General features: G+C 72.0%; 12 protein-coding genes. 3 read left to right on the plus strand and 9 right to left on the minus strand.

The features are described 5' to 3' along the window. The first annotated feature begins 105 nt into the window (after positions 1-105). Positions 106-2,820 (plus strand): KAP family P-loop NTPase fold protein, encoded by a 2,715-nt coding sequence (locus Aru02nite_RS34655; RefSeq protein WP_203664685.1) that lies wholly within the window; start codon positions 106-108, stop codon positions 2,818-2,820. A 47-nt stretch (positions 2,821-2,867) separates the two neighbouring features. Here Aru02nite_RS34655 and proB read toward each other — a convergent pair whose 3' ends face one another. Next, on the minus strand, positions 2,868-4,007 hold the full coding sequence (proB, locus tag Aru02nite_RS34660; protein WP_203664686.1) for a glutamate 5-kinase: 1,140 nt from the start codon (positions 4,005-4,007) through the stop codon (positions 2,868-2,870). 109 nt (positions 4,008-4,116) lie between these two features. Then, a complete protein-coding gene (locus Aru02nite_RS34665; RefSeq protein WP_203664688.1) occupies positions 4,117-4,518 on the minus strand; it encodes a single stranded DNA-binding domain-containing protein in 402 nt (133 codons plus the stop codon). Positions 4,519-4,879: 361 nt separating this feature from the next. Here Aru02nite_RS34665 and Aru02nite_RS34670 point away from each other — a divergent pair, with 361 nt between their 5' ends. Next, positions 4,880-5,755 carry a DsbA family protein gene (locus tag Aru02nite_RS34670; RefSeq protein ID WP_203664689.1) on the plus strand — a complete coding sequence of 292 codons (876 nt, stop codon included), beginning with the start codon at positions 4,880-4,882 and terminating at the stop codon, positions 5,753-5,755. 302 nt (positions 5,756-6,057) lie between these two features. Here Aru02nite_RS34670 and Aru02nite_RS34675 read toward each other — a convergent pair whose 3' ends face one another. Together Aru02nite_RS34675 and Aru02nite_RS34680 are read right to left on the minus strand one after the other, a co-directional pair. Next, on the minus strand, positions 6,058-7,689 hold the full coding sequence (locus tag Aru02nite_RS34675) for a beta-N-acetylhexosaminidase (RefSeq protein WP_203664690.1): 1,632 nt from the start codon (positions 7,687-7,689) through the stop codon (positions 6,058-6,060). Next, positions 7,686-8,864 carry an MFS transporter gene (locus Aru02nite_RS34680; RefSeq protein WP_203664691.1) on the minus strand — a complete coding sequence of 393 codons (1,179 nt, stop codon included), beginning with the start codon at positions 8,862-8,864 and terminating at the stop codon, positions 7,686-7,688. Before Aru02nite_RS34680 ends, Aru02nite_RS34675 begins: the two co-directional genes overlap by 4 nt. 140 nt (positions 8,865-9,004) lie before the next feature. On the opposite strand from Aru02nite_RS34680, the gene Aru02nite_RS34685 reads away from it, so the two are divergent. Continuing rightward, the gene (locus Aru02nite_RS34685; protein ID WP_203664692.1) at positions 9,005-10,144 is read left to right on the plus strand and encodes an ROK family transcriptional regulator; all 1,140 of its coding nucleotides are present in this window, start codon (positions 9,005-9,007) and stop codon (positions 10,142-10,144) included. A 484-nt stretch (positions 10,145-10,628) separates the two neighbouring features. Here the strand turns inward: Aru02nite_RS34685 and Aru02nite_RS34690 are convergent, their stop codons facing one another. From Aru02nite_RS34690 to Aru02nite_RS34710, 5 genes are all read right to left on the minus strand, one after another. Next, entirely contained in the window at positions 10,629-12,002 is a 1,374-nt protein-coding gene (locus Aru02nite_RS34690) for a GH1 family beta-glucosidase (protein ID WP_203664694.1), read from the minus strand. 1 nt (position 12,003) lies between these two features. Continuing rightward, entirely contained in the window at positions 12,004-13,947 is a 1,944-nt protein-coding gene (locus Aru02nite_RS34695; RefSeq protein WP_203664696.1) for a glycoside hydrolase 5 family protein, read from the minus strand. Positions 13,948-14,070: 123 nt separating this feature from the next. After that, positions 14,071-14,910 (minus strand): carbohydrate ABC transporter permease, encoded by an 840-nt coding sequence (locus Aru02nite_RS34700; protein WP_203664698.1) that lies wholly within the window; start codon positions 14,908-14,910, stop codon positions 14,071-14,073. Next, positions 14,903-15,883 carry a carbohydrate ABC transporter permease gene (locus Aru02nite_RS34705; protein WP_203664699.1) on the minus strand — a complete coding sequence of 327 codons (981 nt, stop codon included), beginning with the start codon at positions 15,881-15,883 and terminating at the stop codon, positions 14,903-14,905. The genes Aru02nite_RS34700 and Aru02nite_RS34705 overlap by 8 nt, the downstream gene beginning before the upstream one ends. Before the next feature lie 24 nt (positions 15,884-15,907). Beyond that, the gene (locus tag Aru02nite_RS34710; RefSeq protein WP_203664700.1) at positions 15,908-17,209 is read right to left on the minus strand and encodes an ABC transporter substrate-binding protein; all 1,302 of its coding nucleotides are present in this window, start codon (positions 17,207-17,209) and stop codon (positions 15,908-15,910) included. Positions 17,210-17,288: the final 79 nt, after the last annotated feature.

A 17,288-nucleotide genomic window follows, 5' to 3' on the forward strand; every position in this document is an offset into this window, starting at 1 on the left:
GCCATCTGATCCGACATGCCCCAAGCCTAGCCATCGGCCCGCCGGGGTCGCGTGCACCCATCCGCTACGTTCGCGGCTGCCCGGTAGCGATACGGAAGGGTGCCGATGTCCACTGTGAAGCACTCCGACGCCGTGACGGAGCACGGCCCGATGCCCGACGTACCGGCGTGGCGGGTGACGGTCCTGCGGCCGGACCACGCCGTCGCGGGTGAAGGCATCCTCGTCGACGGCCGCCACGTGCTCACCATGAGCGCCGTGCTGCGCGAGGCCCTGCTCGGCGCCCAGCCCACGCCACGCTCCCAACTGACCCTCCGCTTCGGTACGCACGAGCCCGTCACCGTGCAGGCCCAGCTGTCCGAGACGCTGACCAACGACTCCAGCTGGGTGATCGCGCTGCCCGATCACCCCGGCCACGAGCCCGTCGAGCTGGGTACCGCCGGGACCGGTGACGCCGTCTGGGTGTCCGTCGGCCCGGGGTACCCGGAGCCGTGGCTCGACGCCCGCGTGGACATCGAACGGGCCGACGGCGCGGTCGAGCTGGCCACCACGTCGACGCTGCTCGTCGCGACGACGCTCGGCTCGGTCGTCGACACGGACGGCCGGCTCATCGGGCTCGTCACGAGTTCGCCCGGGCACAAGATGATCCCGGCCGCCCCGGTCGTCGGCCCGCTCGTCGCAACCCTGGCCACCCCGCAGTCCCCTGGCACTCCAGCGGATCCGGCCGCCGCGCCGGTCGTCCCGGTGCCGGCGGTCGCCACGGGGGCCGGCCCGACCAGCGACCAACCGGGCCCCGCGCAGGAGCCGGCCGCCGTTCCGTGGTTGCCGGGCCCGTCCGACGCTCCGCCACGCACGAACGTCGACGGGCCGGCGGACGGCCATCCGGCGGGGTGGCATGCGGTGCCGCGGTTGGCGGCGGACGCGGCGACCGTCGAGGACCGGCTGTCCCGCCGGCGGTACGTGGACGCCATCGTGGCGTTCCTGCGGCACCGGGACACCGCACCACCGCTGACGATCGGCGTACACGGGGCGTGGGGCACCGGGAAGACGTCGTTGATGCGGATGGTGCGCGAGGAGCTGGATCCGGGCGCGGGCACGGACGACGCGCTGCCGCTCGGGCTGACCGGCGGGCGGCGCAGCGCGGTGACGAACGCGGAGGTGGTACGGGCGGCGCGACGGCCGCCGGGCGACGACGAGCCGGCCGCGACGGTGGTCGACAACGACGAGATCGACGGGTCCGACTGGCGGCCGACCGTCTGGTTCAACCCCTGGCTGTACCAGAACGGCGACCAGGTCTGGGCCGGCCTGGCGTACGCGATCATCGGGCAGGTCACGGAGCGGCTGCCGCGCGGCGACCGGGAGCGCTTCTGGTTGCGGCTCAACATGTCCCGGGTCGACCGCGAGTCGGTGCGCCGCGGCTGGTACCGGATCGTGGTGGGGCGGCTGCTGCCGATGCTGGCGTGGTGGCTGCTGGGGCTGCTGGTGGTGAGCGGCGTACTGCTGGCCGCGACGTGGCTGCGGCCGGTGTGGACCGGGCTGCTGCAACACCTGGTGCAGTGGGTGGGGGTCGGCGGGGTCGGCGCGGCGACCCTCGGCGCGGCGGGGCGCTGGCTGTGGTCGCGGACCCGGCCGGCGGCGCAGTCGTTCGGGAAGCTGTTGACCCCGCCGTCGCTCGTACCGGAGCCCGCGTCGGGCCAGGACGCCCTCACCCCCGACCCCGGGTACGGCGGGCGCCTCGGGTTCCTGCACCTGGTGCAGACCGACATGCGCCGGGTACTCGACCTGGTCGCGTCCGAGGACCGGCCGCTGGTGGTGTTCGTCGACGACCTGGACCGCTGCTCCCCCGGTACGGTCGCGCAGGTCATCGAGGCGATCAACCTGTTCCTCGCCGGCGAGTTCCGGAACTGCGTGTTCGTACTGGCGATGGAGCCGGCGGCGGTGGTCGCGCACGTCGAGGCGGCGTACCCGGACCTGCGGGCGGCGACGGCGGACGATCCGCGCGGGCTCGGCTGGCGGTTCCTCGCCAAGATCGTGCAGCTGTCGCTGCGGCTGCCGGAGCCGGACCCGGGCAGCGACCTCACCGCGTACGTCGACCATCTGCTCGGCAACGATCCGGCGCCGCCGCCGCTGCCGCCGGACGAGCAGGTCACCACCGGCGAGACGGTCGACGTGTCCCAGGTCAGCACGCTCAGCGGCGCGATGACGCCGACCCGGTACCCGACGGTGGCGACCGTACCGGGGGCGGAGGTGGCGCGCCGGCGGTACCGGAAGCGGGTGGAGGAGCTGACCGCGGCGATCCGGCGCAGCCGTCCGACCGGCCCGGACGCGTTGCGCGCGGCGGCGGTCGCGGCGCAACGCGACGTACTGGAGCGGTCGGGGCCGCTCGCGCCGGAGACGCTGGCCGCCGCCGAACGCATCTTCACCGAGAGCTACTCGGACCGGGACGCCCGCGCCGCGATCCTCGCCGCGCTGCCCGCCCTCGGCACCGGCAACCCGCGCGAACTCAAGCGGTACGTGAACCTCTTCCGGTTCTACACGTTCCTCGCCGAACGGGAACGGCTGCGCGGCGCCCCGGCACCGGACGCGCCGGCGGTCGCCAAGCTGGCCGCGTTCGCCATCCGCTGGCCGTACCTGGTGGCGATGCCCGGCACCGGTCGGCCCGGCCTGCTGCCCGCGCTGGAGGCGGCGACCGGCGACGACGAGGGGTGGCGGGCGGCGCTGGCCGCGGCGTACCCGGGGCTGCCGGACGTGACCGGTACGGCGCTGCGCGCGTTCCTCGCCGACGGGCCGACGGTCGGCGCCGCCGGGTTCCGCCTGCTGTGACCAGGGCGTGTCTGCACAGGTTCGCCAGCAACCTGTGCAGACACGCCCTAGCGGTGCAGGATGACCAGGTCGTCCCGGTGGATCAGCTCCCGCTCGTACCCGCTGCCCAGCTCGGCGGCCAGGTCGTGGGTGGTGCGGCCGAGCAGCCGGGGCAGCTCGGCGGCGTCGTAGTTGACCAGGCCGCGGGCCACCGACCGGCCGGCCGGGTCGACCAGGTCGACCGGGTCACCGGCCGCGAACGTCCCCTCCACCCCGTGTACGCCGGCCGGCAGCAGCGACAGCCGCCGGTCCACCACGGCCCGGACCGCGCCCGCGTCCAGATGCAGCCGCCCGTGCGGCGCCGTCGCGTACGCCAGCCAGAACAGCCGCTGCCGGGTGCGGCGCGCCGCGGCGTGAAAGTACGTGCCGACCTGGTGGCCGGTGAGCACCTCGGCGGCCCGCGGCGCCGCCGTCAGCACGACCGGCACACCGGAGCCGGACGCGATCCGCGCCGCGTCCACCTTCGTCGCCATCCCGCCGGTACCGACACCGGACGCGCCCGCCGCACCCGCGTCCACCCCGGCCAGGTCGGACGCGTCGCGCACCACCTCGATCCGCCGGGCGCCGGGCCGGCGCGGATCCCCGTCGTACAGGGCGTCGACGTCGGACAGCAGTACCAGCAGGTCGGCCCGGACGAGCGCGGCGACCAGCGCGGCCAGCCGGTCGTTGTCACCGAACCGGATCTCCTCGGTGGCGACCGTGTCGTTCTCGTTGACGATCGGCAGCACGCCCAGGTCCAGCAACTTCCGCAGGGTACGCAGCGCGTTCCGGTACCGGCTGCGGCGGATGACCTCGTCCACGGTGAGCAGCACCTGGCCGACCCGCTGCCCGTGCCGCCCGAACGACTCCGTGTACCGGTGGGTCAGCGCGACCTGCCCGACGCTCGCCGCGGCCTGCTGCGTGGCGAGGTCCCGCGGTCGGCGGGCGAGGCCGAGCGGGGCCAGGCCGGCGGCGATCGCGCCGGACGAGACCAGGATGACGTCGCTGCCCGCGGCCCGGCGCGCGGCGAGCGCGTCGACGAGCGCGTCGAGCCGCGCCGGATCGAGCCCACCGGACCGGGTGGTCAGCGACGATGACCCCACCTTGACCACCACGAGGCGGGCGGAGGACACCGCCGCCGCGCGGGCCGTCTGTGCTGAACCGTCCATCGTGTGCGCACCGTACCGCCACGGGCACCGGACGGGACATCGGGTTGTCGCCGGTCCCGCGTGCTGGCCGCACCCGACGGCACCGGCACCGCCCGTCAGCCGCCGGACCTCACCAGTGGTACTCGGGGTGCCCGGTCGCCGCCGCACCGGACGGCACCGGTACGGGGTCGCGGCGCCAGCCGGCGGTGGTCAGGTCGAGCCCCACGTGCACGGCGCGGACGTACAGGTCGGTGGCGCCGCGGCGGGTCGGGTCGGGCGGGCTGCTGGCGAGCCCGCCGACGACGAGTACGCGGTCGCCCGCGCGCAGGTGCCGCAGTACCTCCTCGGCCAGCGGCCCGGCCGCCTCGACGGTGATCGACACCTCGTCCTCGGTGGTACCGCCGGTGATGCCGGGCGGGGCCGTGCAAACCGGGCAGCACACGGCGAACCGGGCCAGCAGCGCACCGTCCAGGGTGTAGTCGCGGACCGGACCGTCCGGAATCCGGCCCACGTACAGGCTCGAAACGCTCACGGGAGTCGCCCCTCGTCGATGGTGGGGACCGCCTCGATTGTGCGTTGGCCGGGGGCGTCCGCGGGGCCGAATGGCGGTCCCGGCGTCGACACGGCGGACGAAACGCCGTCCCGGGCGGTACCCCGGCACACAGCCGCGCGCGGTAGCGTACGCCGACGTGACCGGTGTCTCCACGGCCGACCGGAACCGGACGGGCCGCGGGTACGTCGGATCGGAGGCGCTGTGGGCGACCGGCCGGACGGCAGTCACCATGGAGGTCACACACCGGTGGCGACCACGGACGCCCGCGCGGGCGGTGCCGCGGTGGCCACCGTGCAGGCGGCGCAGGGCGGCCAACGGACACCCGGAGGAAGAACCCGACATGGCGAGCAAGAGCAAACCGACAAGCGGCCCGCGGCCCGCCGGCGGCAAGTCCGGCGGCAGGTCGGGCGGCGGTGGCGGCAAGACCGGCGGCGCCGGCAAGCGGCCCAACGGTGGCGGTTCGGCGAAGCAGCGGGCCAGGGCGGCCAAGGCGGTCGCCGCCGCGCGCGCTGACCGGGCCCGCCGGAACCGGGTGATCATCACCGCCGTGGTCTGCGTCGCGGCCCTGGTCATCGTGATCGGCGCGGTCTCCTGGGCGGTCTACGAGGCGAACAAGCCCAAGACGATCCCGACCGCGACGATCAAGGCGACGTACCCGGTCAAGATCGCCAACGGCACGATCGTGGCCGGCAAGGACAGCGCCAAGACCAAGATCGACATTTACGAGGACTTCATGTGCCCGTACTGCGGGCAGCTGGAGCAGAAGAGCGGCGACGAGATGCTGAAGGATCTCAACAACGGCTCGCTCCAGATCACGTACCGGATCGTCGACACGCTGAACCAGAACTCGACGCCCCCCGGATACTCGCAGCGCGCCGCGAACATCGCCTTCGGCACGGTCAAGGACGGCAAGTTCGCGCAGTTCCACTGGGCGCTCTACCACAACCAGCCCAGTGAGGGCGGCCCCGGCTACAGCGACGACCAGATGATCGACCTGGCGAAGCGGCTCGGCGTCAACGGCGACTACATCACCAAGGTCGCCAAGGACGGCACGTACAAGAAGTACCCGGACGCGCAGGCGAAGAAGCTCGCGTCGGACAGCAGCCTGCACCAGTCCGACGGCAGCTACGGCACGCCGACCGTGGTGCACGCCGGCAAGATGGTCGACACCAACCAGGCCGACTGGCTGAGCACGCTGGTCAACAGCAACGGCTGAGGCACCGCAGCACACCGGACCGCGCGATCGGGCCCGACACCGCAACGGGGTGTCGGGCCCGTTCCGCCCCCGCGGCGGCTCCGATGCGACGCGGACGCGGACGCGGAACGGCCCCGGACGCGGAACGGCCGCGGCGCCCGGCGTACCACCGGGGCACCGCGGCCGTCGCCCACCGCGCCACCGAGTCCCGGCCCGGACCGGTGCGGCGGTGGTCGGTCGCGCCGGGCTGCCCGGGCCGGCGCGGCCGGACGACCCCGGGCGTACGGCCGCCGGTGGGCGAGCCGTACGCCGGGGCCGGTCGGTCAGGCGGACTCCTCCTCGACGTCGGCCTTCTGCGAGATCTCCTCCAGCCAGCCGCGCAGCTTCGCCATCTCGGCGCCGGGCAGCCGCCGCCGCGCCCCGGTACCGCCGGCCTGCCACGGGTGCGGCCCGTCCAGCGGCCGGTACTCCACGCCTGCCGCGTCGAGCCGACCGAGGTGTACGCGGAGGCGTTCGGTGATGTCGACGGCGGGGGCGCCGGTCCAGGCGACGTCGGCGAGCGCGCACGCCCGCGGCCAGACCATGTAGTCCAGGTGCCGCGGGTTGGGGATGTACTCGGCCCACGACTGCCACTGCACGCCGACGACGTGCGCCCGTTCGGTCTCGGTCCAGTCGGCCGGTACGGGGTCGAATCCGGCGACGTCGTCGAGGGTGAGCGGGCCGCCGATGGACAGTTGCTCGTCGGGCGAGTCGGACTGGTCGTAGTCGAGGTAGGTGGGGTAGACGGGGCAGCGGACCACGTCGTACCCGGCGGCGGCGGCGCGCTGACCGACGCCGGTGCCGCGCCACGCGGTGACGACGGTGTCGGACAGGACGCCGCCGGTCACGTACCCCTCGTCCCAGACGACCATGCGGCGGCCGGCCGCGGACAGGTGTTCGCCGAGGGTGCGGAGGAAGTGGCCGTGCAGTTCGACGGGCTCGGTGTAGCCGAGTTCGGCCAGGTACGCGGAGATCTCGGGGTCGGTGACCCAGTCGCGCAGGATGCACTCGTCGCCGCCGAGGTGGATGTACGGCCCGGGCACGGCCTCCGCGAGTTCGTCGAGGATCTCGGCGAGGAACCGGACGGTCGCCGGCACCGGCCGTACGACGCCCGCGGAGATGCCCCAGCCGGTGTGCACGGCGTGCTCGCCCACCCCGTACTCCGGGTACGCCGCGAGCAGCGCGGACGCGTGCCCGGGCAGGTCGATCTCGGGTACCACGACGACGCCGCGGGCCTGCGCGTACGCGGTGATCTCGGTGAGGTCGTCGAGGGTGTAGAAGCCGCCGTGCGGCACGTTGTCGTGGCTGCCGTCGCGTTCCTTGCCGACCTGGGTGCCGGGCCGGTGCGCGCCGACCTCCGTCAGCCGCGGGTACTTCCGGGACTGGATGCGCCAGCCCTGGTCGTCGGTGAGGTGCAGGTGCAGGCGGTTGTACCCGTGCATGGCGAGCAGGTCGACGTAGCGCAGGACGACGTGCTTGGGCAGGAAGTGCCGGGACACGTCGAGCATCCCGCCGCGCCACGACAGCGCCGGCGCGTCGTCGATCTCCCCGCACTCCACCGTCCACTGTGTACTGTCCGGCGCGGCGGCGCGCCACGCCGCGTCCGGCAGCAGCTGGCGCAGCGCGCGGACCGCGTGCCGGACACCGTCCAGTGTGGACGCCGCGAGGTGCACGCCGTCCTCGGCGACGCGCAGCCGGTACCCCTCGGGCTCGGTGTCCGCGCCGGTCTCGACCGTGACCGGTACGCCGGAACCGTTGGGACGTAAGGGAAGGCCGAGCGGCGCGAGCAGCGCGCGGACCACGTCGGTCGCCGCGTCGGGCCCGCTGAGCGGACTGTCCGCGGTCAGCGTCACGGTGCCGGGCAGCCGCCGCGCCTCCCGCGGCCGGGGAACGAGGGTGTCGTACCGGTCGGTCATGGGTGTCCTCCAGTGGTGAGAGCGGGTTCGACGACCGCCTTCGGCGTCGCGGTACGCAGGGCGAACCCGAGCGCCGCGGCGAGCACGGCGAGTACCGCCGAGGTGGTCAGGGCGACGGGCATCCCGGCGGCGTCGGCGAGAAACCCGATGAGCGGCGGTCCGCCGAGCTGCCCGGCGTACCCGACGGTCGAGGCGGTGGCGACGCCCTTGGGGCCGGCGAGCGCGCCGGCGCGGGCGATCGCGATGGGGAACACGTTCGCGATGCCGAGTCCGAACACGACGTACCCGGCGAAGACCAGCGGGACGGACGTCGGCCACGCGGCGAGCAGCATGCCGAGCGCGGCGAGCACCCCACCGCCGGACAGCACCGCGGTACGCCCGAGTCGCGCGACGAGGACGTCCCCGCCGAACCGTCCGGCGGCCACGGCGACCGAGTACACGGCGAAGCCGTACGCGGCGGTGGACGCCCCGGTACGCAGGTCGTCGGCCAGGTGCAGCGCACCCCAGTCGGACATCGACCCCTCGCCGTACGCGCAGCACAGGGCGATCACGCCGAACCCGACCAGCGCCGGCAGCACGGCCCGTACCGACCGGGCGGTGTCGGGCTTGTCGTCCGCGCCGGCCGTACCGGTGACGCCGGCCCACACGGGTGCCGCGCACACGGCGACGACCACGAGCCCGCCGAGGCCGACCAGCGCCAGGTGCGGCGTGGGCAGCAGGTGGTCGGCGACGAGGCCGCCGACGAGCGCGCCGCCGAGCAGCCCGACGCTCCACAACCCGTGCAGCGTCGACATCACCGCCCGGCCGGTCGCCACCTCCACGTCCGACGCGGAACTGTTCAGCCCGACGTTGTTGACCCCGTACCCGACGCCGAACAGCAGCAGCGCGGCGCCCAGCGCGACCACCGAGCCGGCCAGGGTCGGCACCACCACGACCAGGCTGAGCAGGATCGAGCCGACCACGGTGACGCGGTGGCTGCCGTACCGGTGGCAGAGGCGGCCGGCGAGCGGCATCGCCACGAGCGCGCCGACGGTCGAGCACAGCAGCGCCAGCCCGAGCCCGGTCGCGGACGCCCCCACCTGCTGTTTCACCTGTGGTACGCGAACCGCCCAGGATGCCATCATCACGCCGTCGAGGGCGAACAGCACCCCGAGCGCGACGAGCCGTTTCGTCATCCGGTACCTCCCGCCTACGCCCGCGCGCACCGCGGGAGTTGGATGGTCGCGGTGCCAGCGCAGAGCCCGACGTCCGCGCCCGAGACCGGGCGGGCGGCGGGACGTGCGCTAAGGTCAGAAATTAACAGGGAGGGTTCCTGATGGAAAGAGGTCAGCCCACATCGGCTGGTGGCGGACCCGCCACGCCCCGCACCGCGCGCCTGATCAACGACCGCGCCGCGTACGATCTGCTGCTCGCCCGCGGCCCGCTGACCCGCACCCAGCTCCGCACGCTCACCGGGCTGTCCCGGCCCACCGTCGCCGACCTCATCGACCGGCTCACCGCCGACGGGCTCATCGGCGTCGTCGGCGAGGCCGGCGCCGAACGCCGCGGCCCCAACGCCTCCCTGTACGGCGTGGTCGCCGACCGCGCGCACGTCGCCGGCATCGAGGTACGCGCCGACACCGTCACCGCCGTACGCGCCGACGTCACCGGCCGCGCCGTCGGCCGCGCCGAACTCCCCCTCGACCCCGACGCCGCACCCGACACCCAGGTACTCGCCGCGCTCGACGCCGCCGGCGACCCCGCGCCCGCCGCCGTCGTCATCGGCACCCCCGGCCTCGTCGACCCCGCCACCGGCGACGTGTCGTACGTGGCGGCGCTGCCGAGCTGGCACAACAACCTGCTCGCCGGCCTGCGGGACCGCCTCGACGCGCCCATCGTCGTCGACAACGAGGTCAACCTCGCCGGGCTCGCCGAACACCGCCTCGGCGCAGCCCGCGGTCGCGACACGTTCGCCCTGCTGTCCATCGGCCAGGGCCTCGGCGTCGCCGTCGTGCTCAACGGCCAGCTGCTGCGCGGCGCGTCCGGCGGCGCCGGCGAGATCGGCTACATCCCTTACGCTGCAGCCGGTTCCGGCCCCACCAACCTCCAGGTACTCGCCGGCGGAGCTGCCATCCTCGCCCTCGCCCGCGCCCACGGCGCGACCGCCGACACACTGCTCCCCGCCGTCACCGAGGTGGCCGGAGACCCCGACTTCCTCGACGCCGTCGCCGACCGCATCGCCGTCGCCGCCATCGGCCTCTGCGCCGTCCTCGACCCCGGCTTCCTCGTCCTCGCCGGCAGCATCGGCCACCTCGCCGGCACGCCCCTCGCCACCCGCGTCGCCACCCGCCTCGCCGACGCCGTACCCCTCCCCACCGAAGTACGTGCCGGCACCGTACCCACCGACCCCGTCGTACGCGGCGCCGTCCTCACCGCCCTGGACCTCCTCCACCACAACACCTTCCCCACCCCCTGACCCGCCTGGTACGCGCAGCAAGGAAAGCGCAGCGGCTGGGCGAATCGCCGCAGCGTGAAGCACAGCGGGGTGAAGCGATCCCGGCCCGACGCAGCGGCGCGAACGTGAGCAGGACAAGCGAAGCGCGGCAAGCCGGGCGCATCCCGGTGAAACACCGGTGCGGGGCGGGATCGAGCAAGAAGCCGAAGCACAGCGGTGCGGACCAGCGCGCAGCGAAGCAGCGCGTAGCGAGCACAGCCGAGCGAAGCGAAGGCGGTCCACGCACAGCAAAGGTCAAGCACAGCAAGGCAAGCGCACGAGGCGAGGCGGCGCGGACCGCAGCGGTGACGGCTGTGCTTCCTGAACCGTTCCGCGAAACGAGCACCACCCCGGTCGGCGAGAGGTCCGACGCGACCAGGAAACCCCGCCTATTTCACGGGGGATACACCGGAAGGGAACCGGGGGTGCTGCCGAACACCACCCGGCAGCACCCCACAACCCCGATTCAGCGCGACACGACGCCCTGGTACCAGCGGAAGCTGGACTTGGGGATCCGTTGCTGCGTGGCGTAGTCCACGTACACGAGCCCGAACCGCTTCGCGTACCCGTAGGCCCACTCGAAGTTGTCCATCATGGACCAGCAGAAGTATCCGCGGACGTCGACGCCGTCGTCGATGGCGGCGCGGACGGCGCGCAGGTGCCCGTCCAGGTAGGCGATCCGGTCCGGGTCGTCGACGGCACCGTCCACAAGGGAGTCCGGGTACGCGCTGCCGTTCTCGGTGACGTACACGGGCGGCAGCCCCGGGTACGTGTCGCGCAACCAGACGAGCAGCCGCCGCAGCCCGTCGGCCTCCACGGGCCAGGGCATGGCGGTACGCGGCAGGTGCGCGGGCGGGTTGTCGACGACGCCGATGTCGGTGGCGACGCGGCGCCGCGGGTCGGGCTCCTGGGACGGCGCATCCTTGGCGTACTCGGGGAAGTAGTTGTTGACGCCGAGGAAGTCGAGCGGCTGGGTGATGACGGCGAGGTCGTCGTCCCGCCGGAACGAGAAGTCGCTGATCCGGCCCCACAGCGCGTGTTCGCCGACCGGGTACGACCCGCCGAGCAGCGGGTCGCTGAACACCCGGTTGGACAGCAGTTCGGCGCGACCGGCGGCGGCCACGTCGGCCGGGGCGTCGGTCGCGGGGGTCACGTGGTTCATGTTGAGCGTGATGCCGAACCGTTCGGTGCCGTGCCGCTGGTCGCGCATCGCGGCGACGGCGAGGCCGTGCCCGACGAGCAGGTGGTGCGCGGCCGCCAGCGCGCCGTGCCCTTCCCGCGCGCCCGGTGCGTGCCGACCCTCCGCGTACCCGATGAAGGCGGAGCAGAACGGCTCGTTCAACGTGATCCAGTACGGGACGCGGTCGCCGAGCGCCGCGTGCGTGACCGCTGCGTACTCGGCGAACCGCTCGGCTGTGTCGCGGACCCGCCAGCCGCCGGCGTCCTCCAGCGGCTGCGGCAGGTCCCAGTGGTAGAGCGTCGCCATCGGCGTGATGCCGTTGTCCAGCAACTCGTCGACGAGCCGGCGGTAGAAGTCGAGCCCGGCCTCGTTGACGGATCCCTTGCCGTGCGGGAGGATCCGCGGCCACGCGATCGAGAACCGGTACGCCCCGACGCCGAGGTCCTTCATCAGCGCGACGTCCTCGCGGTACCGGTGGTAGTGGTCGCAGGCCACGTCACCGGTGTCGTCGCCGGCCACCGCGCCGGGGGTGTGGCTGAACGTGTCCCAGATGGACGGTCCGCGCCCGTCGGCGTCCACCGCCCCCTCGATCTGGTACGACGCGGTCGCGGTGCCCCAGAGGAATCCGTCCGGGAACCTCGGCAGGTCCGATGTGGACATCTCACACCTCCAGCTCGAAGACACCGACACCGTACGCCGGGAGGGTCACCGTGGTCACCGGCTCGCCGCCGCCGAGCGGGCGCAGCGTACCGGTGGTGGACGGGGTCACCGTGGCCTCGGTGTCGTGCTGACTGACGAACCACACGAACCGGCTGCCGTCGGTGTGTACGAGCGTGTCGGTGAAGACCCGCGGGTCGTCCACGGTGACGGTGCGCTCGACCCCGGCGACGGCGGCGAGCGCGTCGTAGATCCGGTACGTCTGCTCGGGGTTGACGCGGGCGCTGACGGCCGCCATGTGCTCCAGCGGGTACGTGCAGAGGATCGTCTCGCCGGAGCCGACCGCGTTGCGCAGCAGCGCCGGGTTGCCGTGCTGGTCGGTGGCGACGACCTTCGCGCCGCGCGCCTCCACGGGCAGGAACGCCCGGCTGTTCTCGTTACCCGCCACGGCGAAGCGCAGCACCTCGCCGGACCGGATCGACCCGAAGTCCTCCTGGAACGTGAACTCCACGACGTCGTCGGCGATCGGGTTCGTCAGCCCGTACGCGAGCTGGTGCTCGACACCGAACATGTCGTCGAGCTTCTGGAACCACGGGCCGCGGTGGAACGCGTGCTCGCCCGAGCAGTACGAGAGGTAGACGACGGCACCGGACTCGGCCAGGTCGTGCAGCTGGATCCACGTCGGCGCGAGGATCTGCCGCGTCGACGGCAGCAGGTACAGCTTGGCGTCGGTGACGATGCCGTCCTCTTCGCGGGTGAAGCCGACCGGCAGGCTCGCCTCCCGCGCCGCCACGTACCCCTGGCGGAGGCTGTGGAAGACCAGGCTGCGGTCGGCCGCCGTCGAGATCGGGTAGTCCCGCTCCAGGTACGAGGTGACGACCAGCGCGGCGTCGGTGTCCGCCCGCCGGGTGTTCGTGAAGTCCACAGTGGACAGAACCTTCGCGAACGCGTCCAGCTCGCGCAGCGGCGCCTTCGGCTCACCGGTGTTCGTGGTGATCCCGAAGTGCATCTCGAACGGGTGGTGCCGGTACGGGTCCTGCGTGTTCAGGTGGTCGTAGTCGGTGTTGTTCCAGGCGATCCAGCCCGTCGCGCCGGCGAGCAGCGAGTTGTGCAACGTCTGCCGGTAGTAGTGGCCCTGGTTCGGCTCGGACACGAAGTCCGTCGACAGCCCGAACTCCTCCAGTACCACCGGCTTGTTCGCCACCGCGGCCATCTCGCACAGGAACGCGGCGTTCAGGTGCTGGCGGATCTGGTCCGACTCCATCCGGTACACGTGCGGGCCGACGAAGTCGACGAGCTTTCCGGTCTCCCGTACGGAGAAGCCGTTGTCGTCGCCGGTGACCTCGATGCCCCAGGCGCCGTCGCCGAGCGACACCGGCTGGGTGCCGCCACCGGCGCGGACCGCCTGCACCATGAGTACCGACCAGCTCGTCACGTCCGACTGCGGCGCGACGCCCTGGCCGCGGCGCCGGCCGTAGATGGGCATCTCGTTGCTGATCAGCCAGCCGGCCACGGCCGGGTGGTCGTGCAGCCGCGACACCATCTGCTCGACGAACCACGCCTGCCGGCTCACCAGCCAGACGTCCGCGTACAGGTCGCGCGACAGCCCGCCGCGCCACGCCGGATCCCAGTTCTCACCGGACATGTGGCCCACGATGAACGTCGGGATCGACGTCATCCCGTACTCGGTGTGCGCGTCGAGGAAGTCGCGGAAGTGGGCGACCTTCTCCTCGTCCACCGTGTCCGGTTCCGGATGGAAGTCGGGCCAGTAGAAGAACGACCGGGTCTGCCGCAGGCCGTGCTCGGACAGCACCCTCAGCTCGTCGCGTACCACGGCGGGGTCGTAGTTGCGCCACATGAGCGGCCCGCCGGTACGGGACCAGAAGTTGGCGCCGAGCCAGGTCACCGCCTGCCCGTCGACGGTCACCATCGCCGAGTTACGTTGCATGTCTTTCCTTTCAGCTGTACAGAGCCCAGCCCCGTGCGGGGGCGTGGGCGGGCCGCGACCCGGTCGCCCGGGACGCCGACACCCGGTACGCCGCCGACCGGGGCGCGATGCCCCGGCACGGCGTCACTTCACGGCACCGGCGGTGAGGCCCTGGACCAGGAACCGTTGCAGGAGCAGGAAACCGACCACCACCGGGATGCTGACCACCAGCGAGGCGGCCATCACCTGGTTCCAGTACACCGAGATCTGCGTGGAGTACTCGCGGAGCCCGATGGCGAGCGTCTTCGACGAGTCGTTCGTCATGACCGAGGCGAACAGCGTCTCGCCCCACGCGGTCATGAACGAGTAGATGCCGACCGCGACGATGCCCGGCTTCGCCGCCGGCACGATGATGGACAGCAGCGTGCGCAGCGGCCCCGCACCGTCCACCTTCGCCGCCTCGTCCAGCCCCTGCGGGATCGTCTCGAAGTACCCGACGAGCATCCAGATCGAGAACGGCAACGAGAACGTCAGGTACGTGATGACCAGGCCGGTACGCGACCCGTTCAGCGCGAATCCGGTCAGCTGGCCGATGTTCACGTAGATGAGGTAGAGCGGCAGCAGGAACAGGATGCCGGGGAACATCTGCGTGGACAGCACCGTCATCCGGAACGCCTGCCGCCCCGGAAACCGGTACCGGCTGATCGCGTACGACGCGAAGATGGCGATCGCCACCGACAGCACCGTCGCGCACACCGACACCACGACGCTGTTCGTGAAGTACGTGGCGAGCGGGATCGTCGACCACATGTCGATGAACGGCCGGAACGTGACCGTGGTCGGGATCCAGTGGAACTCGTTCTGCACGTCGCCGAGCGGCTTGAGCGCCGACGTGACCATCACGTACAGCGGGACGATCGTGAACAGCGTCAGGAACGTCAGCCCGACCGCCCGGACCACCTTGAACGAACGGGACTCACGCACGGCGTCCCCTCCTCCGCGACGTCACCAGCAGGTACAGGCCGGTGACCACCATCAGGAACAACAGGAGCAGCACGCTCATCGCCGAGCCGAGGCCGAAGTTCCACGTCAGGAACGACGACTGGTACACGTGGATCGAGATCAGGTCCGCCGACGGCGGCACCGACTCCGAGAACAGCGTGTACGGCACGTTGAAGTCGTTGAACGTCCACAGGAACAGCACCAGGATCAGTACCTGGTTGACACCGCGCAGCATCGGCATGGTCAGCTTCCGGAACTGCTGCCACATGCCGGCGCCGTCCACCGCGGCCGCCTCGTAGATGTCGCCCGGCAACGACTGCATCCCCGCCATCAGGGTCAGCAGCGCGAACGGCCACAGCCGCCACACCGCCACCACCACGATGGACACGAACGCGTTGTTGCCCAGCAGCCAGAACGTGTTCCCGTCGGACAGGTGCAGCTGCGCCAGCAGGTGGTTCACCATCCCGTTGTCGCGCGACAACATGAACTTCCAGATGATGACCGCCGCGTACACGGGCAGCGCGTACGGCACGAGGAACAGGGTGCGCAGCACCGCGCGGCCGCGGAAACTGCGCTGCAGCAGCGTCGCGCCGAACATCCCGAGGAACCAGGACAGCGCCACCACCACGATCGTGAACGCGATCGTCACGCCGAACGACTTCAGCAGCGAGACGCCGATGCTGCCGTGGAAGTCCACCGCGTACCGGTAGTTGTCCAGGCCGGCGAACGGCGCGTCCAGCCAGTGCCGGAGGTAGAACTGGTTGAGTTTGAGGAAACTGATCCCGATACCTGTCAGCATCGGGATCACGTGCACCAGCAACTCGAACAGGATCGCCGGTGCGAGCAGCAGGTACGGCAGGGCCCGCGAGCGGGCGACGCGCCGGTTTCCGCGGTCCTTCGTGTCGGACCCGGAGGCGCGCCGCCCGTCCCGGACGGCCGGTTCGGTTGCCGTCATGGCCGTTACTTCCCTTGCCCCGCCTCAGTTTCCGCCGCTCTGCATCTTCTGCTGAGCGTCGGCGAGCGCCTTCTTCACGTCGGCCGCGGTGAGGGTCTTGCCCGTCGCGGCCTGCGCGGCCAGGTCCTTCATCGCGTTACCGACCGTCGTCTCGAACTGGCTCTCGTTCGTGATCATCGGCATCGGCGCGGACGTCTTGGCGAGGACGTCGACGAAGACCTTGTTCTGCGGGGTCTGGAACGTCGGGTCGCTCGACGCGTCCTGCGTCACCGGCAGCCCGCCGTACTTCTTGTTCAGGATGACCTGCTCGTCCTTGCTGGTCAGGAACTTGATCAGCTTGAGCGCGCCGGTCTCGTTCTTGTCCTTGAACGCGGCGATGTTGATGCCGGCCACGTGCGAGTTGATGGCCTGGCCGCCGGTCGGCAGCGGCGACAGCATCGGGATCGGCGCCACGCCGTAGTCCTTCATGCCCTGCGCCTCGATGCCCGCGGCGGTGTTGTTCTGCCCCATCAGCATCGCGGCCTTGCCGGACGTGAAGTCGCTGATCGCGTCGGTCGTGGTGGCGTGCTCGGCCGAGGACGGCGTCGCGACCTTGTCCTTGCCCAGCAGATCCAGGTACTGCTGCACCGCCTTGACCTGCGCGTCACCCGTGTACGTCGGCTTGCCGCTGCCGTCGAACCAGTCGCCGCCCTGCTGCTTGCCGAACATGAACGCGAAGTGCGCGTTCTCGGTGTAGCTGCCGCCGGCGAGCGTCATCCCGTACTGCTTGCCCTTGGTGAGCTTCTTGGCGTCCGCCACCAGCTCCGCCCACGTCGACGGCGGCTTGGCGATGCCGGCCGCGGCGAACTGCTTCTTGTTGTAGAACAGCCCGTACGACAGGCCGTACAGCGGGACGGAGGTCGGCGTCTTGCCCTTGGCGCCGGTCGAGCTCATGCTCGTCGCCAGGAACTTGTCCTGCCCGCCGATCTTGTCCATGTTGGTCTTGTCGAAGTCCACGAAGGCGCCGGTCGCCTGCAGCGACGCGGACCAGGTGTTGCCGATGTTGACGACGTCCGGCCCCTCGCCCGAGGTGGTCGCCGACATGATGCGGTTGAGCAGGTCGTTCCATCCGATGACCTGGAGGTTGACCTTGATCCCGGTCTGCTTGGTGAACTTCGCCAGCTCCGGGCCGAGCACCTCCTTGTCGTTCGGGATGCTGGTGCCCTGGTTGCTCGCCCAGTAGGTGATGGTCTTGGAGTCCGAACCTCCGCCGGCGCCGCAGGCGGTCAGCCCGCCGGCGACCAGGGCGGCGGACAGCGCCACCACACCGATAATCCGCTTTCGCACGATCGACTCCTTCGTCGCCGCGTCCGCGCGCGGCGTCCGTGCCGCACGCCCGGGCCACTCTGGCAGCCCCGGACGTGAA

This window comes from Actinocatenispora rupis, assembly GCF_016861975.1.
GTDB classification, from domain to species: Bacteria; Actinomycetota; Actinomycetes; order Mycobacteriales; family Micromonosporaceae; genus Actinocatenispora; species Actinocatenispora rupis.